The sequence below is a fragment of the Streptomyces sp. Edi2 genome, assembly GCF_040253635.1.
GTDB lineage: Bacteria > Actinomycetota > Actinomycetes > Streptomycetales > Streptomycetaceae > Streptomyces.
The window spans coordinates 3,609,853-3,636,069 of the sequence record NZ_JBEJGX010000003.1 but is presented as its reverse complement, the minus strand read 5'-3'; the positions used below and the strand labels follow the sequence as shown (position 1 = coordinate 3,636,069).

Annotated in this window: 25 protein-coding genes and 1 pseudogene; 16 read left to right on the top strand and 10 right to left on the bottom strand. The window is 71.6% G+C overall.

Annotation, left to right across the window (positions count from 1 at the left end; all coding sequences use genetic code 11):
- The first annotated feature begins 161 nt into the window (after positions 1–161).
- From ABR737_RS19255 to ABR737_RS19225, 7 genes are all read left to right on the top strand, one after another.
- The gene (locus ABR737_RS19255; RefSeq protein WP_350251401.1) at positions 162–1,343 is read left to right on the top strand and encodes an energy-coupling factor ABC transporter permease; all 1,182 of its coding nucleotides are present in this window, start codon (positions 162–164) and stop codon (positions 1,341–1,343) included.
- A 1-nt stretch (position 1,344) separates the two neighbouring features.
- On the top strand, positions 1,345–2,106 hold the full coding sequence (gene cbiQ / locus ABR737_RS19250) for a cobalt ECF transporter T component CbiQ (RefSeq protein ID WP_350251400.1): 762 nt from the start codon (positions 1,345–1,347) through the stop codon (positions 2,104–2,106).
- Positions 2,094–2,867, top strand: a complete 774-nt coding sequence (locus ABR737_RS19245) for an energy-coupling factor ABC transporter ATP-binding protein (RefSeq protein WP_350251399.1) — start codon at positions 2,094–2,096, stop codon at positions 2,865–2,867. Before cbiQ ends, ABR737_RS19245 begins: the two co-directional genes overlap by 13 nt.
- Positions 2,868–3,090: 223 nt before the next feature.
- Complete coding sequence (locus tag ABR737_RS19240) at positions 3,091–4,299, top strand: serine hydrolase domain-containing protein (protein WP_350251398.1); 1,209 nt, start codon at positions 3,091–3,093, stop codon at positions 4,297–4,299.
- A 505-nt stretch (positions 4,300–4,804) separates the two neighbouring features.
- Positions 4,805–5,596, top strand: coding sequence for an SDR family NAD(P)-dependent oxidoreductase (locus tag ABR737_RS19235; protein WP_350251397.1), 792 nt, complete (start codon positions 4,805–4,807; stop codon positions 5,594–5,596).
- A 128-nt stretch (positions 5,597–5,724) separates the two neighbouring features.
- Positions 5,725–6,633 (top strand): TIGR01777 family oxidoreductase, encoded by a 909-nt coding sequence (locus tag ABR737_RS19230; protein WP_350251396.1) that lies wholly within the window; start codon positions 5,725–5,727, stop codon positions 6,631–6,633.
- A 147-nt stretch (positions 6,634–6,780) separates the two neighbouring features.
- Positions 6,781–8,001: an RNA-guided endonuclease InsQ/TnpB family protein gene (locus tag ABR737_RS19225; protein ID WP_350251395.1), complete on the top strand. Its 1,221-nt coding sequence runs from the start codon at positions 6,781–6,783 to the stop codon at positions 7,999–8,001.
- A gap of 180 nt (positions 8,002–8,181) precedes the next feature.
- Here ABR737_RS19225 and ABR737_RS19220 read toward each other — a convergent pair whose 3' ends face one another.
- From ABR737_RS19220 to ABR737_RS19205, 4 genes are all read right to left on the bottom strand, one after another.
- Entirely contained in the window at positions 8,182–9,033 is an 852-nt protein-coding gene (locus ABR737_RS19220; protein ID WP_350251394.1) for an EamA family transporter, read from the bottom strand.
- Positions 9,030–9,545 carry a YbaK/EbsC family protein gene (locus ABR737_RS19215; protein ID WP_350251393.1) on the bottom strand — a complete coding sequence of 172 codons (516 nt, stop codon included), beginning with the start codon at positions 9,543–9,545 and terminating at the stop codon, positions 9,030–9,032. The genes ABR737_RS19220 and ABR737_RS19215 overlap by 4 nt, the downstream gene beginning before the upstream one ends.
- Positions 9,546–9,633: 88 nt before the next feature.
- Positions 9,634–11,286, bottom strand: a complete 1,653-nt coding sequence (locus ABR737_RS19210) for a penicillin-binding transpeptidase domain-containing protein (RefSeq protein ID WP_350251392.1) — start codon at positions 11,284–11,286, stop codon at positions 9,634–9,636.
- A gap of 188 nt (positions 11,287–11,474) precedes the next feature.
- Positions 11,475–13,214, bottom strand: a complete 1,740-nt coding sequence (locus ABR737_RS19205) for a dolichyl-phosphate-mannose--protein mannosyltransferase (RefSeq protein ID WP_350251391.1) — start codon at positions 13,212–13,214, stop codon at positions 11,475–11,477.
- Between the two features lie 88 nt (positions 13,215–13,302).
- On the opposite strand from ABR737_RS19205, the gene rsmI reads away from it, so the two are divergent.
- The 6 genes from rsmI to ABR737_RS19175 all read left to right on the top strand — a co-directional run bounded on the left by rsmI (position 13,303) and on the right by ABR737_RS19175 (position 19,215).
- Positions 13,303–14,208 (top strand): 16S rRNA (cytidine(1402)-2'-O)-methyltransferase, encoded by a 906-nt coding sequence (rsmI, locus tag ABR737_RS19200; RefSeq protein WP_350251390.1) that lies wholly within the window; start codon positions 13,303–13,305, stop codon positions 14,206–14,208.
- A gap of 257 nt (positions 14,209–14,465) precedes the next feature.
- A complete protein-coding gene (locus ABR737_RS19195; protein WP_350251389.1) occupies positions 14,466–14,930 on the top strand; it encodes a hypothetical protein in 465 nt (154 codons plus the stop codon).
- A 33-nt stretch (positions 14,931–14,963) separates the two neighbouring features.
- Positions 14,964–15,869: a TatD family hydrolase gene (locus tag ABR737_RS19190; RefSeq protein ID WP_350251388.1), complete on the top strand. Its 906-nt coding sequence runs from the start codon at positions 14,964–14,966 to the stop codon at positions 15,867–15,869.
- 274 nt (positions 15,870–16,143) lie between these two features.
- A complete protein-coding gene (locus tag ABR737_RS19185) occupies positions 16,144–17,298 on the top strand; it encodes a resuscitation-promoting factor (protein ID WP_350251387.1) in 1,155 nt (384 codons plus the stop codon).
- A gap of 22 nt (positions 17,299–17,320) precedes the next feature.
- Positions 17,321–18,313 carry a 16S rRNA (adenine(1518)-N(6)/adenine(1519)-N(6))-dimethyltransferase RsmA gene (gene rsmA, locus ABR737_RS19180; protein ID WP_350251386.1) on the top strand — a complete coding sequence of 331 codons (993 nt, stop codon included), beginning with the start codon at positions 17,321–17,323 and terminating at the stop codon, positions 18,311–18,313.
- Positions 18,310–19,215, top strand: a complete 906-nt coding sequence (locus tag ABR737_RS19175; RefSeq protein ID WP_350251385.1) for a 4-(cytidine 5'-diphospho)-2-C-methyl-D-erythritol kinase — start codon at positions 18,310–18,312, stop codon at positions 19,213–19,215. The genes rsmA and ABR737_RS19175 overlap by 4 nt, the downstream gene beginning before the upstream one ends.
- Positions 19,216–19,249: 34 nt before the next feature.
- Here the strand turns inward: ABR737_RS19175 and ABR737_RS19170 are convergent, their stop codons facing one another.
- Together ABR737_RS19170 and ABR737_RS19165 are read right to left on the bottom strand one after the other, a co-directional pair.
- On the bottom strand, positions 19,250–19,447 hold the full coding sequence (locus tag ABR737_RS19170; RefSeq protein WP_350251384.1) for a DUF397 domain-containing protein: 198 nt from the start codon (positions 19,445–19,447) through the stop codon (positions 19,250–19,252).
- A 1-nt stretch (position 19,448) separates the two neighbouring features.
- A complete protein-coding gene (locus ABR737_RS19165; protein WP_350251383.1) occupies positions 19,449–20,306 on the bottom strand; it encodes a helix-turn-helix domain-containing protein in 858 nt (285 codons plus the stop codon).
- 187 nt (positions 20,307–20,493) lie between these two features.
- Here ABR737_RS19165 and ABR737_RS19160 point away from each other — a divergent pair, with 187 nt between their 5' ends.
- Together ABR737_RS19160 and ABR737_RS19155 are read left to right on the top strand one after the other, a co-directional pair.
- Complete coding sequence (locus ABR737_RS19160; protein WP_350251382.1) at positions 20,494–20,718, top strand: hypothetical protein; 225 nt, start codon at positions 20,494–20,496, stop codon at positions 20,716–20,718.
- A 508-nt stretch (positions 20,719–21,226) separates the two neighbouring features.
- Positions 21,227–21,592, top strand: coding sequence for a hypothetical protein (locus tag ABR737_RS19155; protein WP_350251381.1), 366 nt, complete (start codon positions 21,227–21,229; stop codon positions 21,590–21,592).
- Positions 21,593–21,691: 99 nt separating this feature from the next.
- Here the strand turns inward: ABR737_RS19155 and ABR737_RS19150 are convergent, their stop codons facing one another.
- The gene (locus ABR737_RS19150) at positions 21,692–22,633 is read right to left on the bottom strand and encodes an alpha/beta hydrolase (protein WP_350251380.1); all 942 of its coding nucleotides are present in this window, start codon (positions 22,631–22,633) and stop codon (positions 21,692–21,694) included.
- 31 nt (positions 22,634–22,664) lie between these two features.
- On the bottom strand, positions 22,665–23,030 hold the full coding sequence (locus ABR737_RS19145; protein WP_350251379.1) for a hypothetical protein: 366 nt from the start codon (positions 23,028–23,030) through the stop codon (positions 22,665–22,667).
- Positions 23,031–23,159: 129 nt separating this feature from the next.
- On the opposite strand from ABR737_RS19145, the gene ABR737_RS19140 reads away from it, so the two are divergent.
- A complete protein-coding gene (locus tag ABR737_RS19140; protein ID WP_350251378.1) occupies positions 23,160–24,959 on the top strand; it encodes an ABC-F family ATP-binding cassette domain-containing protein in 1,800 nt (599 codons plus the stop codon).
- Between the two features lie 417 nt (positions 24,960–25,376).
- Here ABR737_RS19140 and ABR737_RS19135 read toward each other — a convergent pair.
- Positions 25,377–25,567, bottom strand: a pseudogene (locus ABR737_RS19135) (IS630 family transposase); the annotation flags it as partial.
- 284 nt (positions 25,568–25,851) lie between these two features.
- Complete coding sequence (locus ABR737_RS19130; protein ID WP_350251377.1) at positions 25,852–26,214, bottom strand: hypothetical protein; 363 nt, start codon at positions 26,212–26,214, stop codon at positions 25,852–25,854.
- Positions 26,215–26,217 lie beyond the last annotated feature (3 nt).

Below are 26,217 nucleotides of genomic sequence, written 5' to 3'. Positions count from 1 at the left end.
ACCCCTCATCCGTGCACATGTTCCCCTGGGTGAGGGATGCGCAGGTGGGACCCGCCTTTGCGCTCGCCGTGGCCGTTTCGCATCATGGGCGCTCTTGCAAGTTATTTGCAGGAGACACCACCATTGGTGGGTTGCAGAGCCTGAAGCGGAAGAAGCCTGAGATGCACGTACCCGATGGATTCATCAATGCGCCGGTGTCGGCGGCGACCGGTGTGGTCGCCGCCGCCGCGGTCGCGGTCAGCCTGCGCGGCGCCCGGCGCGAGCTGGCGGGTGCGGGTGCGGGTGCGGGCGGTGTCGCGGGCGCGGAGCGTACGGCGCCGCTGGCCGGACTGGTCGCGGCGTTCATCTTTGCCGTGCAGATGCTGAACTTCCCGGTCGCGGCGGGCACCAGCGGGCATCTGCTGGGCGGTGCGCTGGCGGCGATACTCGTCGGCCCGTACACCGGTGTGCTGTGTGTCTCCGTCGTGCTGCTGATGCAGGGCGTGCTGTTCGCCGACGGCGGGCTGACCGCGCTGGGCGTGAACATCACCGATATGGCGATCGTGACGACCGTGGTCGCCTACGCCCTGTTCCGCGGGCTGGTGAAGGTGCTGCCGCGGCGGCGCCGCTCGGTCACCGTGGCCTCGTTCGTCGCCGCGCTGGTGTCGGTGCCGGCGGCCGCGGTGGCCTTCACCGCCATCTACGCGCTCGGCGGGACCGCGGATGTGTCGATCGGCAAGGTGTTCACCGCCATGGTGGGCGTCCACGTCCTGATCGGGATCGGCGAGGCGGCGATCACCGCCCTGACGGTCGGCGCGGTGATCGCCGTACGCCCCGACCTGGTGTACGGCGCGCGCGGCCTGACCAAGCCGCTGGAGCTGCGGACCTCGCCGCTGGCCGCCCCGGGCGACGAGTCCGGCTCGCCGGCCGACGAGCCCTCCCGGCCTGCCGCGCCCGCACCCGCCTCCGCCGCTCCCGCTCCCGCAGGCGCCTCCGCCGCCTCCGCGGCCCCGCGCCGCTCCTCCCGCCGGGTCTGGCTGGCCGGCCTCGCCGCCGCCCTGGTGTGCGCGGGCGGCATCAGCTACTACGCCTCCGCCAGCCCCGACGGCCTGGAGAAGGTCGCCCACGACCAGGGCATCGACGCGAAGGCCAGGGACCACGCCGCCAAGGACTCCCCGCTCGCCGACTACAGCGTCCAGGACATCACCGACCCGCGCCTGGCCGGCGGCCTCGCCGGCGTGATCGGGGTCGGCGCGACGCTCGCCGTCGGCACGGGCGTGTTCGTCGTGCTCCGGCGCCGCAGGAACGCCGGCAGCGGCGAGCAGCCGGCCGCGGGCAGCGGGCGCCCGTCGGAGAGTGCCTGAGATGGGCGCCGGACATGCGCACAAGCTGTACCGGCACGGACATTCACCGGTCCACGCCCTGCCGGCGCACTGCAAGATCGCCGCGGTCTTCTGCTTCGTCCTCGTCGTCGTCTCCACCCCGCGGGAGGCCACCTGGGCGTTCGGGCTCTATGCCCTGCTGATCGCGGCCGCCGCCGGGGCCGCCCGGATTCCGGCCGGGTTCCTGCTCAAGCGGCTGCTGATCGAGGTGCCGTTCGTCGCCTTCGCCCTGCTGATGCCGTTCGTCGCCGAGGGGCCGCGGGTCGCGGTCCTCGGGATGAGCCTGAGCGAGTCGGGGCTGTGGGGCGCCTGGAACATCCTCGCCAAGGGGACGCTGGGCGTCGCCGCGTCCGTGCTGCTCGCCGCCACCACCGAACTGCGCGAACTCCTGCTGGGCCTCCAGCGTCTGCGGATGCCCCCGCTGCTCGTCCAGATCGCCTCCTTCATGATCCGCTACGGCGATGTGATCACCGACGAGATGCGCCGGATGCGGATCGCCCGGCTCTCCCGCGGCTTCGAGGCGCGCGGCGTCCGCCACTGGGGCGTGCTCGCCAAGTCGGCCGGCGCGCTGTTCATCCGCTCCTACGAGCGCGGGGAGCGGGTCCACCTCGCCATGGTCAGCCGCGGCTACACCGGCACCATGCCCCAGGTCGGCGAGGCCACCGCCACCCGCGCACAATGGACGGGCGCGGCCGCCCTCCCCCTCGCCGCGCTCGCCGTCTGCCTCCTGGGATGGACCCTTTGAGCACCACCGCACCCGCCCCCTCCCTCGCCGTCTCCCGGCTCGCCTACGCCTACCCCGACGGCCACCAGGCGCTCTTCGGCGTCGACCTGACCGTCGGCCGCGGCGAGCGGGTCGCGCTGCTCGGGCCCAACGGCGCCGGCAAGACCACCCTCGTCCTGCACCTCAACGGCATCCTCGAAGCGGGCGCCGGCACCGTCGAGGTCGCCGGCCTCCCGGTCGCCAGGGAAAACCTCGCGGAGATCCGCCGCCGGGTCGGCATCGTCTTCCAGGACCCCGACGACCAGCTGTTCATGCCCACCGTCCGCGAGGACGTCGCCTTCGGCCCGGCCTCCTCGGGACTGCGCGGCGCCGAACTGGAGGAGCGGGTCACCGAAGCACTCGCCCGGGTCGGCATGGCGGACTTCGCCGACCGCCCGCCGCACCACCTCTCCTTCGGGCAGCGCCGCCGGGTCGCCGTCGCGACCGTGCTGGCGATGCGGCCGGAGATCCTGGTCCTCGACGAGCCGTCCTCCAACCTCGACCCGGCCTCCCGCCGTGAACTCGCCGACATCCTGCGGTCGTTGGACGTCACCGTCCTGATGGTCACGCACGACCTGCCGTACGCCCTGGAGCTGTGCCCGCGGTCCGTCGTGCTCTCCGGCGGGGTGCTCGTGGCCGACGGGACCACCCAGAAGCTGCTGTGCGACGAGGAACTGATGCGCACCCACCGGCTGGAACTGCCCTTCGGCTTCGACCCGCGGTCGGTCGACGTCCCGGGGTGAGCCGCCGCCCATCGGACGGTGACGCGCCGCCGGTCCGACGGTGCCCCTTCGCCGGTCCGACGAGGCCCCTTCACCGATCTGACGGTGACCCTTCGCTGCCCCGGCCCCGGCCCCGGTGAGCCGCGGGCCCTGACGTACCCGTGTGACGAAGGCCACGGGGTGCGGTCCTGGTCATCAGCACTGATCCGCGCGTTGCACCATGGATGGGTCACGAATGCGACGGATGAGTGGGAAGCAGGAACCAGTGGTGGACGTCCAGGGCACGGTCGAGGACGGCTTCGAGCCGGTCCGGGACGCCTTCATGGCCAACTTCGACCGGCGCGGCGAGCGGGGCGCGGCGGTCGCCGTGTACCGGCACGGCCGCAAGGTCGTCGACCTGTGGGGCGGCACCAAGGACGGGGACGCCGGCAAGCACGCGGCGGGCGCGGCGCCCTGGGAGGCCGGCACGGCCCAGGTGATCCGGTCCGCGACCAAAGGCATCGCCGCCCTCGTACCGCTGCTGCTGCACCAGCGCGGACAGCTCGACCTCGATGCGCCGGTCGGCACGTACTGGCCCGAGTTCAAGGCCGCCGGCAAGGAACGCGTCCTCGTCCGCCATCTGCTCTCGCACCGCGCCGGGCTGCCGGCCCTGGACACCCCGCTCACCCCCGGCCAGGCCATCGATGGCGTCAGCGGCCCCGCCGCGGTCGCCGCCCAGGCCCCCCTCTGGGAGCCCGGCACCGATCACGGCTACCACGCGCAGACCTACAGCTGGCTGATCGGCGAGCTGGTGCTGCGGGTCACCGGCCGCAGCGTCGGCAGCTGGATCGCCGACGAGATAGCCGGGCCGCTCGGCCTCGATCTGTGGATCGGTCTGCCCGAGGCGGCGCAGTCCCGGGTCGGACGGCTGGGCGCCGTCGGGGCGCCGGCCCCGCCCGCCGCGACGGGCCTGCGGGTCCGCCCGAAGCCGTCCATCGCCGACGCCTACGCCGATCCGGACTCGCTCACCAGCCGCGCCTTCGGCGCGATCTCCCCGGCGCCCGACGAGAACGACCCGGCCTACCGGGCCGCCGAACTGCCCGCCTCCGGCGGCATCGCCACCGCCCGTTCGCTGGCCCGCTGTTACGCCGCGCTCATCGGGGCCGTCGACGGCCACCCCCGGCTCTTCGCGCCCGCGACGCTGACCCTCGCCCGGACCGAGGAGTCCGCGGGGCCCGACCGCACCCTCCTCGTCCCCACCCGCATCGGACTGGGCTTCATGCTCCACGGCCCCGCTTCGCCGCTCCTGGGCCCGGGTTCCTTCGGCCACCCCGGCCGCGGCGGCGCGCTCGCCTTCGCCGACCCCGAGAGCGGGGTCGCCTTCGGCTACGTCACGAACGGTATGCAGCGGAATGTGACGGCGGACCCGCGCCCCCAGGCCATGGTGAGAGCCGTTTCCCACGTTGTCGGGTGAGCCCGCCGTACCTCGTCTGTTGTTCTTTTCCCGCCTTCGGCGGGGGCGGGGTTGGTTGTGTGGGGTGGGGCCCCGAGGTGAGTGGTGGGTGGCGGGTTCGGGGCCTCCGGGGTGGGTGTTCGGACGTAAAGCGAAGCAGTCCGAACACCCACCCCTCCGGCCCCGCCCCCTCCCGCCGGTTGAGGGACCCCACCCCGGGTGGGGGAGCAGGAGAAAACAAAAGACCAGTAGCTCGGCCCGCATCACGATGCGGGCCGAGCTACTGGTCTTTGAAAACCTTCACCCCACCGGGCGGGGGTCGCCATCCGGGCGGGAGGTGGCGGGCCGGAGGGGCCTGTGTTGTGGACGTAAAGCGAAGCAGTCCACAACACAGGCCCCGGAGGCCCGCCACCGGCACCCACCACACAGCGCAAGCGGCCCCCGCCCAAACCCCACCCCACCCCACCCCGCCGGAGGCGAACGGCGCCGCAGACGACAACGTGGGAAGCAGGACACACTGCAACGCATGGCGACAACGCAACGGTTCGACGGATACAGCGCACTGATCACCGGCGCCGGCCGCGGCATCGGCGAGGCGACCGCGCAACGGCTGGCCGCGGAGGGAGCCCGGGTACTGGTCACCGACCTCGACGGGGACCGCGCCGCCCGCGCGGCCGCGCGGATCGTCGAGGCCGGCGGAACGGCCGAGGCAACGCCGTGCGACGTGGGGGACCGGGCGGCCGTGGAGGCGGCCGTGGCCCGCGCGGTGGACCGCTTCGGTGGGCTGGACGTGCTGGTCAACAACGCCTACCGGTGCCATCCGGACGCCCCGTCGTTCGAGGACGAGACGGACGAGGACTGGGCGGCGGACCTCGACATCACGCTCGGCGGCGCCTTCCGGTGCGCGCGGGCCGCGCTGCCGCATCTGGCGGCGGCCGGCGGGCGCGGCGCGATCGTCAACATCGGGTCCGTCAACGGCATCCAGGACTTCGGCAATCACGCCTACAGTGCGGCCAAGGCGGGCCTGGCCGGCCTGACCCGCACGCTGTCCGGCCGGGCCGCGCCGCGCGGCGTACGGGTCAACCTCGTCGCGCCGGGAACGGTCGACACCCCCAACTGGGCCGGGCACGAGGACCGGTTGCGGCGCGCGGCCGCGGCGTACCCGCTGGGGCGGGTCGGGCGGCCGGAGGATGTCGCGGCGGCGGTGGCCTATCTGGCGTCGTCGGATGCGGCGTGGGTGACCGGGATCACGCTGCCGGTGGACGGCGGGGTGCTGGTCGCCAACGGGGAGTTGTTCAGGGCGCTACGGGGCGAGTGAGGGCGGGCCCGCCGCCCGGGCAGGTGGCCGGGTCGGCGGCATCTGCCGGGCCCGGGCACGGCGTTCCGGCACCCGGCCGCAGGGCAAGGGCCGGCCGGGTGCACGATGAGCATGACGAGGGGAGCCCGATGAAGATAGTGATACCCGGCGGGACCGGTCAGGTGGGCACCATCCTGAGGCGGGCGCTGACCGCCGCGGGGCACGAGGTCGTGGTCCTGACCAGGCGTCCGGTGCGGGCCGGGGAAGTGCGGTGGGACGGCGTGACGCAGGGCGCCTGGGCCGCGGAGGTCGACGGCAGCGACGTCGTGATCAATCTGGCCGGACGCAGCGTCAGTTGCCGCTACACCCCGGCCAATCTCCAGGCGATGATGGACTCGCGGGTGGACTCCGCCCGCGTCGTGGGGGAGGCGATCGCGTCCGCGGGCCGGCCGCCCGGCGTCTGGCTGCAGATGAGTACCGCCACCGTTTACGCCCACCGCTTCGACGCCCCGAACGACGAGGCGACCGGGGTGGTCGGCGGCGCGGAGGCCGGGGTCCCGGACTACTGGGCGTACAGCGTCGAGATCGCCAAGGCCTGGGAGCGGGCGCAGGAGGAGGCCGAGACCCCGGGCACCCGGAAGGTGGCGCTGCGCTCCGCCATGGTGATGAGCCCCGATCGCGGCGGCGTGTTCGATGTCCTGCTGCGGCTGGCGCGGCTCGGGCTCGGTGGTCCGGTCGCGGGCGGGGCGCAGTATGTGTCCTGGATCCATGACCGTGACTTCGTCCGCGCGGTCGAGTTCCTGGTCGAACGCAGTGACCTCGCCGGGCCGGTGAATCTCGCCGCCCCCGCCCCGCTGCCGCAGCGCGAGTTCATGCGCGCGCTGCGGGCCGCCTGGGGCGTCCCGGTGGGCCTGCCGGCCACGAAGTGGATGGCCGAGCTGGGCGCGTTCGCGCTGCGCTCCGACACCGAACTCCTGCTCAAGAGCCGCCGTGTGGTGCCAGGACGCCTGCTCGAAGCGGGATTCACCGGCTTCCTCCGAGGATGCCCCGTCCTTTAGGGCGGGGGGAATCGGACTCCTGCGGAGCAGGGCAGAGGTAGCCGTTTCGCCGCCAGGGCGAAATGGTGTTCACCCCACGGCGGGGCGAGGGAGCCCACCAAGATCGATTGTTCTCAACTGTCAGTCCTCCCCGATAGGTTGTGGTGTATGACGACGGAAGCGAAGACGGAGGATGCCGGGCATGCCCGGTGGACGTTCCGGCTGCGCGTGTCGTCCACCGCCCGAACCGCCCTTGAAGCGGAGTGGGGCCGGTGCCGGTGGGTCTGGAATGAGTCTGTTGCCAAGTCCAAGGCCATCCACCTGCACAACAAAGCCACCGGCGAGAAGCGGACATGCGGTCCGGCCCAGCTCGACAAGATGCTGACCGAGGCCCGCTCGCGAACGCCGTGGCTGCGTGAGGGCTCCTCGGTGCCGCAGCAGCAGTTGATCCGCGACTTCGGCAAGTCCAAGTCCAAGGCTCAGAAGGACATCAAAGACCGGCTGCCGATGCGCCGCCGGGCTGGTATGCCGAGGTGGAAGAAGAAGCGCGAGGCGCTGCCGACGCTGAACTACACCAAGCGGGGCTTCCGCCTCAAAGACGGCCGTCTGCACCTTGCGGGCGGCATCGCGGTGACGGTGGTGTGGTCGAGGGAACTTCCCGCCGACCCGTCCAGCGTGCGCGTCTATCAGGACAGCACGGGGGAGTGGTACGCGTCCTTCGTCGTACCCGCCGAGGTCCAGCCGCTGCCGGAGACCGGCCGTGTGATTGGTATCGACTGGGGCGTGAAGGAGACCGCGACCACCACGTCCGACGCCCATGACCTGCCCCATGCCCAGCACGGGAAGACGGCTGCGCAGAAGCTGGCCCGCTATCAGCGGATGATGGCCCGCCGCAAGCCGCCAAGGGGCAAGCCGGGGTCGAAGGGCTACAAGGCCGCGAGGCGGCAGACGGCGAAGCTGCACAAGAAGGTGGCCCGGCAGCGCAAGGACACCGGTCGTAAGTGGGCGAAGTCCGTGGTTCGCGACCACGATGCTTTGGCTGTCGAGGACTTCAAGCCGAAGTTCCTCGCGAAGTCGACCATGGCCCGCAAGGCCGCCGACGCCGCTATCGGGGCCACCAAGATGGCTCTGAGCGAGATGGGCCGCAAGCACGGCCGTGCCGTGCACCTGGTACACCCCGCGCACACCACGATGGACTGCTCACAGTGCGGAGCGAGAACCAAGCACGCGCTACCTCTCTCAGAACGAACCTATGCCTGCACCGTGTGCGGAGCCGTATCCCCCAGGGACAAGAACTCCGCACGCGTGATGCTGGTCCGGGCTGGTCTCAACCCGGCTAGTGCTGATCGCGGAAGACCAGACGGGGCGCTGCCCCGCCTGGCGGCGTGAGCTAGAAATCCCCACATCAGCCCTGGAGGGTGAGGAATCCCCTCCCTTCAGGGAGGGGAGGATTCAACTTTGACCACGACGCGTGGCGGGGCGCCGCGGACGACCTCGTGCGGCGGGTACGCGGCGCACGGGCCGGCACCTGAGCCGTCCGCGGGGCACCGTCCGCGGGGCGCCGCTCGCTCAGCCGGTGTGGAGCATCAGGCCGATGCCGATGACCATCAGGCCGGCCGCGGCGATCCGGGGGGCGCCGAAGCGTTCCTTGAAGAAGAGGGCGCCGATGGCGGCGCCCACGATGATGGACGATTCGCGCAGGGCGGCGATGGGGGCGAGGGGCGCGCGGGTCTGCGCCCACAGCACCAGGCCGTAGGCGAAGACGGAGAGCACACCGCCTGCCATGCCGCGCAGGGCGATGGGGCGCAGCTCGGTGAGGAGCTGACGGCGGCGGGTGGCGAGCGCGTAGACGGGGATGACGATGCCTTCGAGGATCATCAGCCAGGCGATATAGCCCAGGGAGGTGCCGGAGGCGCGGACGCCCAGGCCGTCGACGGTGGTGTAGGACGCGATGGCCAGGCCGGTGGCGAGGGCGGCGAGGAGGGCCGGCCAGTGCGGCCTGGTGCCCGAACCGCGGATGCCCCACAGGGCGACGCCCACCAGCCCGGCGGAGGCCAGGGCGACACCGGCCAGCCCCCAGCCGTTGGGGACCTCGTGGACGAAGACGGCGGCCAGGACCGTGACGACCAGGGGCGCGGTGCCGCGGGCGATGGGGTACATCTGGCCGAAGTCGCCCAGGCGGAACGACTGCATGAGCAGGACCTGGTAGACGATGTGCAGCACGCTGGAGGCCAGGAGGAAGGGCCAGGCGCCGGCCGCGGGCAGCGGGGTGACGGCGGCCAGGGCCAGGCCGCAGAGCGCACCGCCGCCGCCGACCAGGGTGAAGGCCAGGAGCTGGTCGCGTATGCCGTGGGCGATGGCGTTCCAGCTGGCGTGGGTGACGGCGGCCAGCAGGACCGCCGCGACGACGAGCGGGGTCATGCGGTGCGCTCGCGCACGTCGACGACCCGGCCGCCGGCGTACTCGATCAGGGCCGCGGGGGCGAGCGGGAAGACCGTGTGCGGGGTCCCGGCGGCGGCCCAGACCGTATCGTGCGCCAGCAGGCCGCGGTCGGCCAGCACCCGGGTGCGGGTGCGGTGGCCGAAGGGCGGGACGCCGCCGATGGCGTAGCCGGTGGTCTCGCGGACGAGGGCGGCATCGGCGCGGCCGACCGCGGCGGCGCCGAGTTCCGTGCGCACCCGCTCCACGTCGACACGGGAGGCGCCGTCCATGAGCACCAGCACCGGCTGCCCGTCCACCGCGAAGACCAGCGACTTGACGATCTGGGCGAGCTCGCAGCCGACGGCCGCGGCGGCCTCGGCCGCGGTGCGGGTGGCCTCCGGGAAGCTGCGGACCTCCACGGTCAGGCCCAGTTCCGTGAGCGCCTCGGCGAAGCGCGGGTGAGCAGTGGCGTGCGGGGTTTCCGGTGTGGTGCCGGACCGGGAATCGCTCATGGCCCGCACGCTAGCGAAAGCTGTACGGGCCATGCGAACGGAATCCGGTCGATGAGACGAGAGGCACCCCGGCGGGCGCCCCGCCCCGTCAGCCGGCGGTGAGGATGGCGCGGACCAGCGGGCCCGCGTTGGAGCCGCCGTGGCCGCTCGCCGGGACGACGGCCGCCGCGGCGACATCGTCGCGGTAGGCGGAGAACCAGGCGTTGGGCTTCTTCTGGTTGTCGACCTCGGCGGAGCCGGTCTTGGCGCCGATGTCACCGCTGACCCCGGCCATCGCCTCGGCGGCCGTACCGGAGGTCGCCGTCAGCTTCATCAGCGACTTCAGGCCGCTGAGGGTGGACGGCTTCATCGTGCGGGGGGCCTTGGCGAGCGTCCGGTGGTCCAGCGACGGCGAGACGATGTACGGCTGGTGGAAGGAGCCGGCCCGGACCGTCGCGGAGAGCGAGGCGACGTTGAGCGGGTTCATCCGCACCCCGCCCTGGCCGATCAGCGAGGCCGCCATCTGCGCGTCGCTCTGCACGGGCACCGCACCGTCGAAGGTGGGGATGCCGGTCTGCCAGTTCAGGCCGATGCCGAAAACGTCCCTGGCCTCGTTGGTCAGATCGTCGTCGCTGAGGTCCTTGGCGTGCGAGATGAAGGCGTTGTTGCAGGACGCGGCGAAGCTCTGCGCGAAGGTGCCGTCCTTGATCTCGGACTTGTTGAGGTTCTGGAACTTCCAGCCGCCGACGGTCACGTACTTGGGGCACGGGTTCTTCTTGCCGGGCGAGGTCAGGCCCTTGTCCATCAGCATCGCCGACGTCACGATCTTCATGGTCGAGCCGGGGGCCAGCGACCCCTGGGTGGCCATGCTGAAGCCCTTTTCGGGGGAGTTGGCGAGCGCCAGGATCTCGCCGGTGCTGGGCTTGACCGCGGCGGCGGAGGCGGACTTCTTGCCCTTGACCGCCCGCTCGGCCGCCGACTGCAGCTTGGCGTCCAGGGTGGTCTTGAGCGTGCCCGGGGTCCCCTTGGAGAGCACCTTCAGCGTCTTGTCGGGCAACTGGTCCGCGGGCTTGGCGCTCTTGGCGCGCTGGATGAACAGCTCCACCCCGGGCTTGCCGTCGGTCTTGGCGCCGTACTTGTCGCGCAGGCTGTCCAGCACCCCGGCCAGCGCCGGATGCTCCTCGGGGGTCAGGGCGGCGCCGTTGCGGTCCACGGCCTTGATCGGCGGCGCCTCGGCCTCGCCGGTCCGCAGCTGGTCGCCCTTGGCCAGGCCCGGGTGCAGCATCGCCGGCTGCCAGGCGATCTGCGGCTTCCCGGTGGTCTTGTCGCGCTGCACGGTCGTGGCGCTGCGGTACGAGTAGGCCGCCTTGGTGCCCTTGTAGTCGATCTGCGCGGCAACGGAGTACGGCACCTTGTCGCCCGAGGGCGTGCCCGGCGTCAGGGAGACCTTCGAGAACCGGGCCTGCTTGGCCAGGGCCTCCAGGGCGGCCTTGCACTTGACCGGGTCGTCCGTCATCCCGGCGGCCTTGGCCGCGTCGCCGGACTGCCAGGCGGTCAGGAAGCCCTGCGCCGTCGTGTGGACCTCCTTGGCCGACAGCGGGCCGGTCGCCACCTTCGGCCCCTTGTCGCCCGCCTTGGCGTCCGCCGACCTGACCTCCTGCGGAGACTCGTCCGAGCCGCCGAACAGCGCGAAGCCGCCCACGACTCCCGCCACCAGGGCCACCGATCCGCCGATCAGCCCGTACTTCACCTCTCGGCGCATGCCGCTGAATCCCTCCCAGAGCCTCGTCCTTGAATACGCACACAAGAACGTGCACCGCACTCTAAGGGACACGGGGACGTGGTGAGTCTCGATCAGGGCACGGTCCGGTGACGCGCTGTTGTACACCTGTTACAGAGTTGTCGAACTCCCGCCGGGCCGCCTCCGGTCGGCCGCACCGCGCCGGACGGCTACACCCAGGTGTCGAACCACATCCGGTGGTGCCAGGCCGACTTGGGAATGGGCATACCCGTATACAGGGGATAGAAGTAGATGAAATTCCACACGATCAGCAGAACCAGGACACCGGCACCGACCGCACCGATCGTGCGGCGCCGCTCGGTTGACCCCGGCGGTCCGATGAGCGCGCCGGTCATCATCGCCAGCGCCAGACACAGGAACGGGACGAACACCACCGCATAGAAGAGGAAGATGGTCCGCTGCTGGTAGAGGAACCACGGCAGATAGCCGGCCGCGACCCCGCAGGCGATCGCCCCGGCCCGCCAGTCCCGCCGGAACAGCCAGCGGTAGAGGACATAGAGCAGCGCGAAGCAGGCCGCCCACCACAGCAGCGGGGTGCCCAGCGCCAGCACCTCGCGGGCGCAGCCCTCGGCCGCCGTGCAGCCGTCCTGTCCCGCCTTGGGGTCCTCGTAGAAGTACGAGACCGGTCGGCCCAGGACCAGCCAGCTCCACGGGTTGGACTGATAGGTGTGCGGGGTGGTCAGTCCGGTGTGGAAGGCGTAGACCTCGGTCTGGTAGTGCCACAGGCTGCGCAGCCAGTCCGGCAGCCAGGTCCAGCCGCCCGCCCGGCCGTCCGGCGTGGTCGCCCAGTCGCGGTAGTAGCCGCCCTTGGTGGCGATCCAGCCCGACCACGACGCGAGATAGGTGGCGAGGGCGACGACGACGGTGGACCCGAAAGCGGGCAGGACGTCGCGCCGGACCGTCGAGCGGAACGGCCGCCGGGCGCCTGCCGTACGGCGGGCCGCGACATCCCACAGCACCGACATCAGGGCGAAGGCCGCAAGGTAGTAGAGGCCGTTCCACTTCGTCGCGGCGGACAGGCCCAGACACAGCCCGGCCGCCAGCCGCCACGGCCGCCACCCCAGCCGCAGCCGGTCGCCGACCTCCCCGTCCGGGTGCGCCACTCCGGCGGAGTCGAGCGGCAGCGCCGCCGCCAGCCGGGCCCGGGTACGGTCCCGGTCCACCAGCAGACAGCCGAACGCGGCCACCACCCAGAACATCACGATCAGGTCCAGCAGCGCGGTCCGGCTCATCACGAAGTGCAGACCGTCCACCGCCAGCAGGGCGCCCGCTAGACAGCCCAGCGCCGTCGACCGCATCAGCCGGCGGCCGATACGGCACAGCAGCAGCACCGAGAGGGTGCCGAGCAGCGCCACCGTGAACCGCCAGCCGAAGGGGTTCATCCCGTACGCCCACTCGCCGAGCGCGATCAGCCACTTGCCCATCGGCGGGTGGACGACGTACGAGTGCTCGGGCGAGAGCAGGATCTGCGGCGCATGGCTGACCAGCGCGTCATTGGCGTTCTTGGCCCAGGTGCCCTCGTAGCCGTACTGCAGCAGCGACCAGGCGTCCTTGGGGTAGTACGTCTCGTCGAATATCACCTTCCGCGGGCTGCCCAGGTTCCAGAACCGCAGCACCCCCGCGAACAGCGTCACCAGCAGCGGACCGGCCCAGCCGGACCACCGTGCCAGCCGGGCCGCGGCCGCCGGGCCCACACCGAACACCGCCCACAGGCGACCGCTCGGCTCGGGGAAGGCGGGCACCAGCCGCGCGCGGACATCGCCCTGCGCGCGGACGGGGTACCCGAAGCGGCGCAGCCGCCGCTGCCACACGGGGGGCGCTTCGGCCGGCTCCGGGGCATGCTGCGCGGTGGCGTCGGTCGCGGTGGTGTCACTCGTCACCCGGCCCATCGTAGGGAAGTGGCCTGTGGACCGGTGGGGACGCCACCGGGGGACACCGACGGATCGGGGCGCGGCGGCCTCCTGGGAGGATGGGACGGTGACTGGAACGCTGGTACTTGCAGGGACGCCCATCGGGGAGATCGCGGACGCGCCGCCGCGGCTCGCCACCGAGCTGGCCGCCGCCGATGTGATCGCCGCCGAGGACACCCGGCGGCTGCGCCGGCTGACCCAGGCGCTCGACGTCCAGCCCACCGGGCGGATCGTCTCGTACTTCGAGGGCAACGAGGCGGCCAGGACGCCCGAGCTGGCCGATGCGCTGGCCGGCGGGGCACGGGTGCTCCTGGTCACCGACGCCGGCATGCCCTCCGTCTCCGACCCCGGCTACCGGCTGGTCGCCGCGGCGGTCGAGCGGGACATCAAGGTCACCGCCGTACCGGGCCCCAGCGCGGTACTCACCGCACTCGCCGTCTCCGGCCTGCCGGTGGACCGCTTCTGCTTCGAGGGCTTCCTGCCCCGCAAGGGCGGCGAGCGGCGCTCCCGGCTGCGCGAGGTCGAAGGCGAGCGCCGCACCCTCGTCTACTTCGAGGCGCCGCACCGCCTGGACGACACCCTCGTCGCGATGGCCGAGATCTTCGGCGCCGACCGGCGCGCGGCGGTGTGCCGTGAGCTGACCAAGACGTACGAGGAGGTCAAGCGCGGGCCGCTGGGCGACCTGGCGCCCTGGGCGGCCGAGGGGGTGCGCGGCGAGATCACCATCGTCGTCGAGGGCGCCCCGGAGAGCGGGCCGCAGGAGCTGGACGCCGACGAGCTGGTGCGCCGGGTGCGGGTCCGCGAGGAGGCCGGCGAGCGCCGCAAGGAGGCCATCGCCGCGGTCGCCGCGGACGCCGGGCTGCCCAAGCGGGAGGTCTTCGACGCGGTGGTCGCGGCGAAGAACGCGGAGAAGAGCGCGGAGAAAAACGCGGAGAAGGGCTCAGCGAAGGGCCCGGAGAAGGGCCCGGCGTAAAGCTCGGGGAGCACCCCGCGAGGAACCCCGCGAAGAATTGATGCGCGGCCCCGGGCGAAAAGCGACTCATCAGAAGGTAAACGGCTGACCGGAAAGGTAAAGCGCAGGTCGGCGCGTTGAGGTGATTTTCCTACCGTCGGCCAAATCTGGGCCAATAGCCTCGGCCAAGGGCTGCATTGTGCGCGCCGAAGGCGTCCACTGGACGAGGGACGAACGGTTCCCGAAGACCTTGTCCAGCGGACAAGAGGAGCGCGCACATGAGCGAGATCGCGAAGACCACCGGCGTTTCGACCACCGGCGGAGACCACCCCGCCGCCCGTCCGGACGCCGCCGCGCACGAGGCCTATTCCTTCGCCTGCATGAGGTGCGGGCACGGCTGGGAGCAGGCGTACGAGATAGTCCACCAGGTCGACGGCAAGGGCGAGACACATGTCGTCTACTACGCGGACGGCGAGCGGGTCCCGTCCCCGTTGACCTGCCCCACCTGCCTGAACTGCGGCAGCAACGTCGTACGCATCATGCGCTCCGGCCAGGTATCGATGGTCTCCGACGCGATCGCGAGCATGCACCAGCGCCAGCACGGCAGCGAGCGGAAGAAGGCACCGGCACCGGCACCCTCCGGGGCCGTCCCGGACCACGCCGGCAGCACCGCCGAGGACCCCGGACGCCACCACTGGCACCTCTCCGACCTGCTGCACCCCTTCCAGCACCACCGCAAGTGAGGCCCGTGCCGCGGCCCTCGTAGGATCGCGGCCATGGCACCGCAGGACAAGAACACCCCGCCGCCGCTGCCCGAACCCCTTCGGGTGGCGGTCGCGGATTCGCACACCCACCTGGACATGCAGGACGGCTCCGTGGAGGAGGCGCTGGCCAAGGCCGCCTCCGTCGGCGTCACCACCGTCGTCCAGGTGGGCTGCGACCTGGCCGGTTCGCGCTGGGCCGCCGACACCGCGGCCGCGCACGACAGCGTGCACGCCACCGTCGCGCTGCACCCCAACGAGGCGCCGCGGATCGTGCTGGGTGATCCTGGGGGCACCTCCCAGCCCCCCGGGGCTGGGGGAGGCTGGTCGCGGCAGGGTGCCAGGGAAGCGGGCGGCGACGCCGCGCTGGACACCGCGCTCGCCGGGATCGACGAACTGGCCGCCCTGTCGCAGGTCCGCGGCGTCGGCGAGACCGGCCTGGACTACTTCCGTACGGGGCCCGAGGGCATGGCAGCCCAGGAGCGGTCCTTCCGCGCGCACATCGAGATCGCCAAGCGCCACGACAAGGCCCTGGTCATCCACGACCGCGAGGCGCACGACGACGTGCTGCGCATCCTGCGCGAGGAGGGTGCCCCCGAACGGGTCGTCTTCCACTGCTACTCCGGTGACGCCGAGATGGCCGAGGTCTGCGCCGCGGCCGGCTACTTCATGTCCTTCGCCGGCAACGTCACCTTCAAGAACGCCCAGCCGCTGCGCGACGCCCTCGCCGTCGCCCCGCCGGAGCTGGTCCTCGTCGAGACCGACGCCCCTTTCCTGACCCCCGCCCCCTACCGCGGACGAGCCAACGCCCCGTACCTCATTCCGGTCACGCTGCGGGCGATGGCAGAGGTCAAAGCCATGACCGAGGACGCACTGGCCACCGCCGTCGCCGCGAACACGGCCCGCGCCTTCGGGTACTGACAGGGGCCTTCAGGCACTGACCACACGCATCCGGAGGCACCCCCGCGTGCCTTCGGATGCTGAACGGACGCCACCGCATTCCGCCGGCCGCCGAGGGGTTTCCGCCCGGCCCGCGGCGTCCTTCCGACCGCCCGCCGACGGCCCTCCGGCACCACCGGAGACCTGCGCCGCACCTCCAGATGGACACTTTCCGTAACGGGTCGACTTTGGAGAGTCACCCACACTCCGCTACATTCCGGCCGTCAACCGCATCCCGTGGCATGTGGAGCGCGCCGTGAGTCATTCGCAGAGCAGCCACCGCGCCGCGCGCGGCCGTCGTAGACGCCGCGCCGAGGGCCCCGACGCGCTGCGCAGGCTGCTGCCGCAGGCGCTGGTCGTCGTCTTCCTCGCCGGTGGCACCACCGCCTTCGTCGTCCACGACAAGGCGGTCCGGCTCACCGTCGACGGCATCCCGCGCTCGCTGCACACCTTCGCCGGCGACGTCGGTGATCTGCTCGCCGCCGAGCATCTCGACATCGGCGCCCACGACCTCGTCGCGCCCGCCCCCGGCACCGGACTCAGCAGCGGTGACGAGATCGTCGTCCGGCACGGCCGCCCGGTCGTCCTGACCATCGACGGGCAGCGCCGCCAGGTGTGGACCACCGCGGATACCGTCGCCGGCGCGCTCCACCAGCTCGGCGTGCGGGCCGAGGGCGCCGTGCTGTCCGCGGACCGCTCCCGGCGCATCGAGCAGCACGGCATGGAGCTCGCGGTCCGCACCGAACGCTCGCTGGTCATCGTCGCCGACGGCCGGGAACACCGGGTGCGCACCAACGCCGCCACCGTCCGCGAGGCGCTGGCCGAGGCCGGCCTCGCGCTGCGCGACCAGGACACCACCTCGGCGCCGCCGGAGAGCTTCCCGCGCGACGGCCAGACCATCTCCGTAATGCGGATCACCGGCTCCAAGGAGGTCCGCGAGGAGCGTCTGCCCTTCCGTACGATCCTGCGCGCCGACCCGTATCTGGCCCGCGGCGTCCAGTCGGTCGTCCAGCAGGGGCGGCCCGGGGTGCGGCGGGTCACCTACCGGGTGCGCACCGTCAACGGCGTCCGGCAGAAGCCGAAGCGGCTGCACAGCAAGGTCGTGCACGCGCCCCGTCCGCAGATCGTGCACCTCGGCACCATGGTGCTGCCGGCCTCCGTGCGCGGCGCCGACCACCTCGCCTGGCATGCGCTGGCCCAGTGTGAGACGGGCGGGCGGCCGCACGCCGTCGACGCCTCGGGCACCTACGGCGGGCTCTACCAGTTCGACGCACCCACCTGGCGAGCCCTCGGCGGCCACGGGCGCCCGCAGGACGCCTCCCCCCGGGAACAGACCTTCCGGGCCAAGAAGCTCTACATCAGAAGGGGGGCGAGCCCGTGGCCGGTCTGCGGCCGTAAGCTTCACGGGTGAACGAGCGCAGCGAGGCTTTGGCATGACCAAGAGCACCACCGACGATTCCGGCCCCCTCCTGGGCGCCGCCGACATCCGCGAGCTGGCCGCCGCGCTGGGCGTCCGGCCCACCAAGCAGCGCGGCCAGAACTTCGTCATCGACGCCAACACCGTCCGCCGGATCGTGCGGACCGCCGAGGTCGGGGCCGACGATGTCGTTGTCGAGATCGGCCCGGGCCTGGGCTCGCTGACCCTGGGGCTGCTGGAGGCCGCCGACCGGGTCATCGCCGTCGAGATCGACGAGGTGCTGGCGGCCGCGCTGCCCTCCACCGTCGCGGCCCGGATGCCCGAGCGCGCCGACCGCTTCGCGCTGGTGCACAGCGACGCCATGCACGTCACCGAGCTGCCGGGACCCGCGCCCACCGCGCTGGTCGCCAACCTCCCCTACAACGTCGCCGTGCCGGTGCTGCTGCACATGCTCGCGGCCTTCCCCACCATCGACCGCACCCTGGTCATGGTGCAGTCCGAGGTCGCCGACCGCCTCGCCGCCCGCCCCGGCAACAAGGTCTACGGCGTGCCGTCGGTGAAGGCCAACTGGTACGCCGAGGTCAAGCGGGCCGGCGCCATCGGCCGCAACGTCTTCTGGCCCGCGCCCAACGTCGACTCCGGCCTGGTCTCCCTGGTGCGCCGCACCAAGCCGATCGAGACGACCGCTTCCCGTGACGAGGTCTTCGCCGTCGTCGACGCCGCCTTCGCCCAGCGCCGCAAGACGCTGCGGGCCGCGCTGTCCGGCTGGGCCGGGTCGGCCGCCGCCGCGGAGGCCGCACTGGTCGCCGCTGGTGTCTCGCCGCAGGCCCGCGGCGAGGCGCTGACCGTCGAGGAGTTCGCGCGGATCGCCGAGCACAAGGGACCGGGCGGGGCGCCAGGCATCCGGCAGTCACGGGGAGAGCGGGCGCCAGTACGGGGAGAGCAGGCGTCAGCACGGGGCGAGCAAGCATCAGGGGCAGAGCAGGAATCCGGGGGAGAGCAGACATGACGACCACCACCTCGATCACCGTCCGGGTGCCGGCGAAGGTCAACGTCCAGCTGGCGGTGGGCGCCGCCCGCCCGGACGGCTTTCACGACCTGGCGAACGTCTTCCTCGCCGTCGGCCTCTACGACGAGGTCACCGCCACCCCGGCCGACACCCTCCGGATCACCGCCGAGGGCCACGACGTCGACCGGATCCCCCTGGACCGCACGAACCTCGCGGCCCGCGCCGCCGAACTCCTCGCGGCCCGCCACGGCATCGAGCCGAACGTCCACCTCCACATCACCAAGGACATCCCCGTCGCGGGCGGCATGGCCGGCGGCAGCGCGGACGCCGCCGCGGCCCTCCTGGCCTGCGACACCCTCTGGTCAACGAACTCCTCCCGCGAAGAACTCCTCGCCCTCTGCGCCGAGTTGGGCAGCGACGTACCGTTCAGCCTGGTCGGCGGCGCGGCCCTGGGCCGCGGCCGCGGCGAACTGCTGACCCCCCTCCCCGTCGGCGGCACCTTCCACTGGGTCTTCGCGGTCGCCGACGGCGGTCTCTCGACCCCCGCCGTATATGGCGAGTTCGACCGTCTGACGGCAGGCACGGACGTACCGGATCCGGAGGCGGCCCCCGAGCTCCTGGCCGCCCTGGAGTCGGGCGACGCCACCGCGCTCGCCGCGACCCTCACCAACGACCTCCAGCCCGCGGCCCTGTCCCTGTGCCCGCCCCTGACCGCGACGCTGGAAGCGGGCACCGCGGCCGGCGCCCTGGCCGCCCTGGTCTCCGGCTCGGGCCCGACCACGGCCTTCCTGGTCAAGGACGCGCAGGCGGCGGAGGAAGTGGCCGCGGCCCTGCTGGCATCGGGGACCTGCCGCCAGGTACGGGTGGCGGATGCGCCGGCGGCGGGGGCGCGGGTGCTCTGATCGGGAGCCCGGGCGGCTCAAGCACCCGCGAAGCTCAAGAGCCCGGCAGGCCGGTGCTCTTGACGGCGGCGACGAAGGTCGACCAGGCGGTGGCCGGGAAGACGATTGCCGGGCCGTGTGGGTCTTTGGAGTCGCGGACGGGGACGATGCCGGGGAGGTCGTCGACTACCTCGACGCAGTCTCCGCCGTCGCCGTTGGTGTAGCTGCTCTTGCGCCAGACGGCGGTGCTCAAGTCAATCCGTTTGTTTGTCACTTCGGTAGTCCTCTGCGGCCGCCTCGATCATGGTCAGGGACGCCTCAGGAGGGAGTGCGGCGGCCCTGAGCCGATCGTATGCCTTGCGGTATCTCTTCACGAGGGCCGGATCGTCGATCGTGTCGCCGCTGTACTGCGATTCCAGGTAGGTAAGCGGCGGAGCGTCTGCAAAGGTCATGATCTTGGCCAAGCCCACCGTCATGAGGGGGTGCGGTCCGCAATTCCACGGGAGGACCTGTGGAACGATCCGGCGCCTCCTTGCCAGCTCCGCGATGCGATCGAGCTGATCGGCCATCTCGGCCGCAGGAATGACCGGGCAGCGCCACACGTACTCGGGCAGGACCACCCAGTACTCGGGGGTCTTGTGGTCACTCTCGAAGAGGTGGCCCCTCGCCGTGCGGGCGCTGACCTTGACCTCCACCTCGTTGTCGAGCGCCAGCGGGTGAGTCGCCCGCACCACCGCCCGCACGTACGGCTCGGTCTGCAACAACCCAGGGACGAGGGTGGGACACCACTCCTCGATGGTCTCCGCGCGCTTCTCCGCCTCCAAAATGCCTTCGAAGTATTCGGCGTGGCCGGTCCGCCTCGCCTTCCGCACGTCCTCGCAGCGCCGCGTGAAGAAGCCGTCCGTCTTCAGCACCTTGTCCACGTGCTCTGCCAACTCCATCGGCATCCGCCGTTCGCCGCGCTCGATCTCGCTGAGGTGGCTCGGGCCGTAGAAGCTGCCCTCGACCAGTTGCGAGAGCGTGAGCCCGGCCAACTCCCTCTGGTAGCGCAGCTCCGCGCCGTAAAAGGTGGGGACTCCCGCCGAGCCGTCAATGTCCTTGCGTCGTGCCACGGTTCACCGCCGTACGTGTAGCTGATTCCCAGTCGTTGCGGACAGGCCCCGGCGGTTCCCGCATTTCCACCACGTCACACCACGCATTCCCCGGACCGCGACCGGGAGCCCAAACCCCTTTCACGCTACGCCGCGTCACATCACTCTGTAAGCGGTTCGTTGCTATGCGTACAGAAAGGCGGGCTCCGTGCCCCTCGACCGCTCCCTCCCTGACCACCCCGACGACGTACAGGAAAGCGCCGAAGAGCTGCGTACCGCGCTGGAGCACCACGGCATCACGCTGCCGTCGCTCGGCGTCGATCTGCCCGGCTTCGCGAGCATCTACGGCGTCTCGCTGGTCGCCCTCGGTAACTGCAACGCGGCCACCGCCCGCCGGCTCGCCGAGGTTCTGCGCAAGGCGGCGGCCCGTTGAGCGGCGGACCGGGTCTCGTCCGGGCAACCTTCGGCGGGCTGCTGAGCTGGTTACTTCCGGGGCGGGGCGGGCATCGGGCGACCACCACTACCGGCGCGCTCGCTGCGTCGGCAGGGTCGCCGGCGGTTGCCGGTCGACGGCGCCTCGTACGGGTCCGCCGAGTGCCGCCCGGTCTGCTGCCACTGTGCGGTGATGACGGCGGCCTCGTCCGGCCGTACGTCACTGCTGCGGAGGCGCGGCAGCGTGCGGCTCAAGACGCCCGGCGCCGGGAGCTGGAGGAGTCCGTGCGCAGACTCAACACCTGGTCATCCGGTGGGGGCGGGCGCCGCTGAGGCGCACGCCGTCTTGGCAGTCTGGGCGCGTGTGCTCGCGTGTCATTCTCCAGGTACATCGCCCATAGACTCCGGGACCTGTGCGACGAGTTCGGCCCCCTGAGCCGCGATCACCGCGTGGCCGAGCTGGGGGCGGAGATCGCCACGCTGAGCACGCCGTGACGAAAGGGGATGGCATGTCGCAGACCGAGGGTGCACGACTGTTCCGGGAATCCTGGATTGCGGGAGTGCGGCGGCACTTCCCCGGGGAGCCGAAGGCCGGTTACGTCACTCCGTGGGACGACACCCCGCAGTGGGAGCGCGAGGCTGCCGGGGCGGTCTACGAGCAGGTACGCCAGCTCGTCGAGGTCAGCGACGGCCACACGTCCAGGCTGTCCCGGGAGCAGAAAGGGCGCTTCGTCGCGACCTGCTGGACGGCTCAGATGTTCAAGCACTTCGACGACCCGAAGCCGGGCTACGTCGCGGACTGGCCCGACCTTCCGGCCTGGCAGCAGGAGACCGACGCCGACATCTTCGAGGCCATCGAGAAGGCGCTGAGCTGACCACTGAGGAGTGTTCCTTGGTGGTCAGCCGACGGAGACTCAACACCTGGTCGTCCAGCAGGAGCTGGCGCTGCTGAGGCAGCACGAGCGGCCGGAGCGTTACGCCGCGCCACCGGTTCCGGCGGCCTCGGCCAGCACCCCGGTCACCAACTGGCCTGAGCGTACGGCGTGTTCGGCGGTCGTCGGGACGCAGTGGTCCGCCGCCGGCTCGTACGCGGTCATGATCACGCCGGCGTGGTCGGTCTCCGGCTCCTGGAGGGTCACGGCCTGCTTCGCCCGGTCCGCCCGACCCGCCGCCCGCAGTGCCTCGGCGAGATCGCGGGAGCAGCGGGCATCCAAGACGGCGTCGCGGCTGCCGTGGACGAGGTGGACGGGGACGCCCGGGACCCGGCCCTCGGCGAGATCGGCAAGCGGCGCGGTCCCGGTGGTCCGCGCCGGCAGGTCGTAGCGGCCCGCCAGGCCCACCACCGCCCTCGGCCGCCACCCCTCCACGATCTCGGGACGCAGGGCGACCCCCAGCGCGGCCCCGGCCCCCGCCGACCACCCGGCCAGCACGAACGACTCCCCGTCGCCGCCCAGCCCGCCCGCTTCTCTGCGCACGAAGGCCAGTGACTCCAGCAGGTGCGCCCGGCCCCCGTCCGCGGCGTCCGAGCGCCAGTCCGGTACGAGCACCAGCAGCCCGCGCGCCGCCGCGGTACGTGCCAGCGGTTCGAGCACGTCCCGCTCGTCCGGACCGATGCCGTGCCAGAGCAGAACGGTGGGCGCGGGGGCGGAGGGCCCGGTCTCCCCGGTCTCCCCGGTCTCCCCGGTCTCCCCGGTCTTCCCGGAGGCTGAGGCGTCCCCGGACGGCCCTGCCACCCCCGCCGGACGATAGACATCCAGCCGCTTCCCGCTCGGGCCGTAGACCAGCCCGCGTACCGTCTCCACTGCCGTGCCGTCCGAGCCGTCCGAGCCGTCCGGGCCTACGGCGCCTGCCGTGCCCGCCATACCCGCCGCGCCTGCCATCCCCGCCGTACCCGCCATGCCCATGTCCCGTGCCATGACGGCACGTTACAACGCGGGCCGCGGCGTCTCAGGCGCCCACGATGGCCAGCGACACCACCCAGGCAAGGGCCGGCAGAAACGGGGCCGCCAGAAGGCAGCCCCGGCTGACGCCACCCCTGCTGCCCATGCCCACCACAGCCAGCAGGGCGCCCACGAAGGCGGCGATGACCGGCAGGTTGCCGACGACCTGCTGGGCGCCTACGGAGCAGATCGTGCGGGCGTCATCCTCGGAGCAGCCGTCGCTCGCCATCACCAAAAACGGCGCGAACAGCCCGGTCACCCCGGCGAACGCCAGCACCAGCAGGCCGGCGACGATGCGGCCCACGGCGGAGCCGGTCACCGACGGTGCGGTGTCGGACACGGAAGGGGCGGCCGGAGCCTGGTCGTTGATCATGCCGCTGACGCTAGGGCCGCCGTCCGCTCCTGCCATCGGTACGGATACTCATCTCCCGGCGGTCCTCGTCCCCACGCCGACTAGGCTGGGAAGGTCGATCGACCTGAAGTGCAGAAGTGCAGGAGCGGAATGGCCACGAACCTCGTCAATCTGGAAGCCGTCGGCAAGGTGTACGGAACCCGTGCCCTGCTCGACGGTGTCTCGCTCGGCGTCAACGAGGGGGACCGGATCGGCGTCGTCGGGCGCAACGGGGACGGCAAGACCACCCTGATCCGGATCCTCGCGAAGCTGGAGACCGCCGACGACGGCCGGGTCACCCACAACGGCGGGCTGCGCCTCGGCGTCCTCACCCAGCACGACTCGCTCGACCCGGCCGCCACCATCCGGCACGAGGTCATCGGCGACCTCGCCGACCACGAGTGGGCCGGCAACGCCAAGATCCGCGACGTGCTGACCGGCCTCTTCGGCGATCTGCACATGCCGGGCTTCACCCAGGGCCTGGACACCGTCATCGGGCCGCTCTCCGGCGGTGAGCGCCGCCGCATCGCGCTCGCCAAGCTGCTGATCGCCGAACAGGACCTGATCGTCCTCGACGAGCCCACCAACCACCTCGACGTCGAGGGCATCTCCTGGCTGGCCGGACACCTCCGCGCCCGGCGCTCCGCCCTCGTGGTCGTCACCCACGACCGGTGGTTCCTCGACCAGGTCTGTACGCGGATGTGGGACGTCCAGCGCGGCGATGTCCACGAGTACGAGGGCGGCTACAGCGACTACGTCTTCGCCCGGGCCGAGCGGGAGCGGATCGCGGCCACCGAAGAGGTCAAGCGGCAGAACCTGATGCGCAAGGAGCTGGCCTGGCTGCGGCGCGGCGCCCCCGCCCGTACGAGCAAGCCCCGCTTCCGCATCGAGGCCGCCAACGAACTGATCGCGGACGTCCCGCCGCCGCGCGACAACGCCGAGCTGATGAAGTTCGCCAGCTCCCGCCTCGGCAAGACCGTCTTCGAGCTGAAGGACGTCAGCATCCAGGCGGGGCCGAAGGTCCTCCTCAAGCACCTGACCTGGCAGCTGGGCCCCGGCGACCGGATCGGCCTGGTCGGCGTCAACGGCGCCGGCAAGACCTCGCTGCTGCGGGCGCTGGCCCAGGCGGCCTGGACGCAGGGCGAGACGCAGCCCGTTGCCGGACGCGTGGTCGTCGGCAAGACCGTCAAGCTGGCGTACCTCTCCCAGGAGGTCAGCGAACTCCCCCCGACGCTGCGGGTGCTGGAGGCCGTCCAGCAGGTGCGCGAGCGGGTCGACCTGGGCAAGGGCCGCGAGATGACCGCGGGCCAGCTCTGCGAGAAGTTCGGCTTCACCAAGGAGAAGCAGTGGACGCCGGTCGGCGACCTCTCCGGTGGTGAGCGCCGCCGCCTGCAGATCCTGCGCCTCCTCATGGACGAGCCCAACGTCCTCTTCCTCGACGAGCCCACCAACGACCTCGACATCGAGACCCTGACCCAGCTGGAAGACCTCCTCGACGGCTGGCCCGGCTCCCTCATCGTCATCAGCCACGACCGCTACTTCATCGAGCGCACCACCGACCGCGTCCACGCCCTGCTCGGCGACGCCACCCTCCGTATGCTCCCGCGCGGCCTGGACGAGTACCTGGACCGCCGCCGCCAGGTCATCGAGGCCGCGACGCCTGCCCCCACCCAGCAGACCGCAGCCCCCAAGAAGGCCGCCGCCGTCAACCGCGCCGCCCAGAAGGAACTCCAGAAGATCGAACGCCAGCTGGACAAGATCGGCGACAAGGAGACCAAGCTCCACGCCCAGATCGCCGAAAACGCGACGGACTTCGAGAAGGTCGCCGGCCTCGACGCCCAGCTGCGCGAACTGAGCACGGAGAAGGATGAGCTGGAGATGCGGTGGTTGGAGTTGGCTGAGGAGGCGTAGATATACGGAGGTGGGGCGGGCCGGTGGTCTTCCCGTCTTGTTGACGGTCGAGGCGTGCCCGTTCCACCAGTGATTCGGCGCGCCAGCCGTTCCCACCATCTGGCGTGCCCGCCGACTGCTGACGCCTGGCCACAAGTCGGAAACATCCCTCCCGCTCATGGGCCAGGGCGCCTGGTCCCCTGTGGTTTCCGGTCTTACGGCTCTCGAAGTCCGTCGCACTCCTTCAAAAGACGGTCTCAATCCAGGTCACGCGCTCGTGATGTGACAGGGAGTTCCATCGCGGGCAGCGGGCCAAGCATGCGGCCGCCAAGGCCGCGGCGCACCGGCATGATGTGGTGGACAGCGGCACCGAGCTGGTGGCCGCGGGGGCCGATACCGCCAAGGCCGCCGACTTCAGCGTTCCGTGCTGCCCGACGTGACGCAGCGGACGGTGTCCTCGCCGGCCTGCACCAGCTGGCGATCACCGGGAGACGGTTCCCACGGGTCGAGGCCAGCAGCATCGTCGTGCGCCGGAACCGCGCCGAACTGGTGCTGCTCCGGAGCACGACCTGCTGCAGCCGCTGCCCTTCTTGGCCGATCAGTTTGCACACCTGGACAGGCTCGGCCACCGCGCCTCCCGCGGTCGGACCGGATGTCATCGCATCTCCAACCGCCACGGCCACCAATCAGGCGAACCAACAGGGTCAAAGCACCAGCACCAGTAGCGGCGGGCGGTGGCTTGGCGCCGTACCTGCCAGCGGGACAGTTGACGGTGTGGGTGGTTGGGGCGCCGTGGGCCCTGGCTGCGGAAACTAGGCGGGCCACCACCACGCAGACTTCCGCACCGGCACCAGCCCTGACGGCGGCGGACTTTGTACTGGTCGAGGCCACAAGTTCAACAGGGCACAGTGACTCAGTCGAGGTGCGTCCGACTAACTGAAAGCTGATGCCTCTGCGCGATCTCGATAATCCCCTCCACTGCGTTCCTCAGCACGCGTTCCAATTCCTTCAGCTTGGGAAACGATTCTTCGAAACCGGGTTCAGAATTAACCTCTTCCCACGCTTGAATAAAGGCCTCCTCCAACGGCAATACGGCCTCAGCGATATCGGCCATCTGCTCCAGCGGCAGACCGCCGCTTTCTACCGCGGCCATGCTGAGCTGTGCATCGACTGAGATCAGGTCACCAGCCAGTCGAACATGGCTCGTCCCAACCTTTTTACTCAGGATGATCTCGGCAAGAACTTCATTCGGCTTCACTTCTTCCGCGCGCACCATACC

Coding starts and splice junctions, on each gene's coding strand:
- cbiQ (WP_350251400.1), top strand. CDS start 1,345: ATGGGCGCCGGACATGCGCACAAGCTGTACCGGCACGGACATTCACCG.
- ABR737_RS19225 (WP_350251395.1), top strand. CDS start 6,781: ATGACGACGGAAGCGAAGACGGAGGATGCCGGGCATGCCCGGTGGACG.
- ABR737_RS19215 (WP_350251393.1), bottom strand. CDS start 9,545: ATGAGCGATTCCCGGTCCGGCACCACACCGGAAACCCCGCACGCCACT.
- ABR737_RS19205 (WP_350251391.1), bottom strand. CDS start 13,214: ATGGGCCGGGTGACGAGTGACACCACCGCGACCGACGCCACCGCGCAG.
- ABR737_RS19195 (WP_350251389.1), top strand. CDS start 14,466: ATGAGCGAGATCGCGAAGACCACCGGCGTTTCGACCACCGGCGGAGAC.
- ABR737_RS19220 (WP_350251394.1), bottom strand. CDS start 9,033: ATGACCCCGCTCGTCGTCGCGGCGGTCCTGCTGGCCGCCGTCACCCAC.
- rsmA (WP_350251386.1), top strand. CDS start 17,321: ATGACCAAGAGCACCACCGACGATTCCGGCCCCCTCCTGGGCGCCGCC.
- ABR737_RS19235 (WP_350251397.1), top strand. CDS start 4,805: ATGGCGACAACGCAACGGTTCGACGGATACAGCGCACTGATCACCGGC.
- ABR737_RS19175 (WP_350251385.1), top strand. CDS start 18,310: ATGACGACCACCACCTCGATCACCGTCCGGGTGCCGGCGAAGGTCAAC.
- ABR737_RS19210 (WP_350251392.1), bottom strand. CDS start 11,286: ATGCGCCGAGAGGTGAAGTACGGGCTGATCGGCGGATCGGTGGCCCTG.
- ABR737_RS19150 (WP_350251380.1), bottom strand. CDS start 22,633: ATGGCACGGGACATGGGCATGGCGGGTACGGCGGGGATGGCAGGCGCG.
- ABR737_RS19245 (WP_350251399.1), top strand. CDS start 2,094: ATGGACCCTTTGAGCACCACCGCACCCGCCCCCTCCCTCGCCGTCTCC.
- ABR737_RS19190 (WP_350251388.1), top strand. CDS start 14,964: ATGGCACCGCAGGACAAGAACACCCCGCCGCCGCTGCCCGAACCCCTT.
- ABR737_RS19145 (WP_350251379.1), bottom strand. CDS start 23,030: ATGATCAACGACCAGGCTCCGGCCGCCCCTTCCGTGTCCGACACCGCA.
- ABR737_RS19240 (WP_350251398.1), top strand. CDS start 3,091: ATGAGTGGGAAGCAGGAACCAGTGGTGGACGTCCAGGGCACGGTCGAG.
- ABR737_RS19255 (WP_350251401.1), top strand. CDS start 162: ATGCACGTACCCGATGGATTCATCAATGCGCCGGTGTCGGCGGCGACC.
- ABR737_RS19130 (WP_350251377.1), bottom strand. CDS start 26,214: ATGGTGCGCGCGGAAGAAGTGAAGCCGAATGAAGTTCTTGCCGAGATC.
- ABR737_RS19140 (WP_350251378.1), top strand. CDS start 23,160: ATGGCCACGAACCTCGTCAATCTGGAAGCCGTCGGCAAGGTGTACGGA.
- ABR737_RS19230 (WP_350251396.1), top strand. CDS start 5,725: ATGAAGATAGTGATACCCGGCGGGACCGGTCAGGTGGGCACCATCCTG.
- ABR737_RS19155 (WP_350251381.1), top strand. CDS start 21,227: ATGTCGCAGACCGAGGGTGCACGACTGTTCCGGGAATCCTGGATTGCG.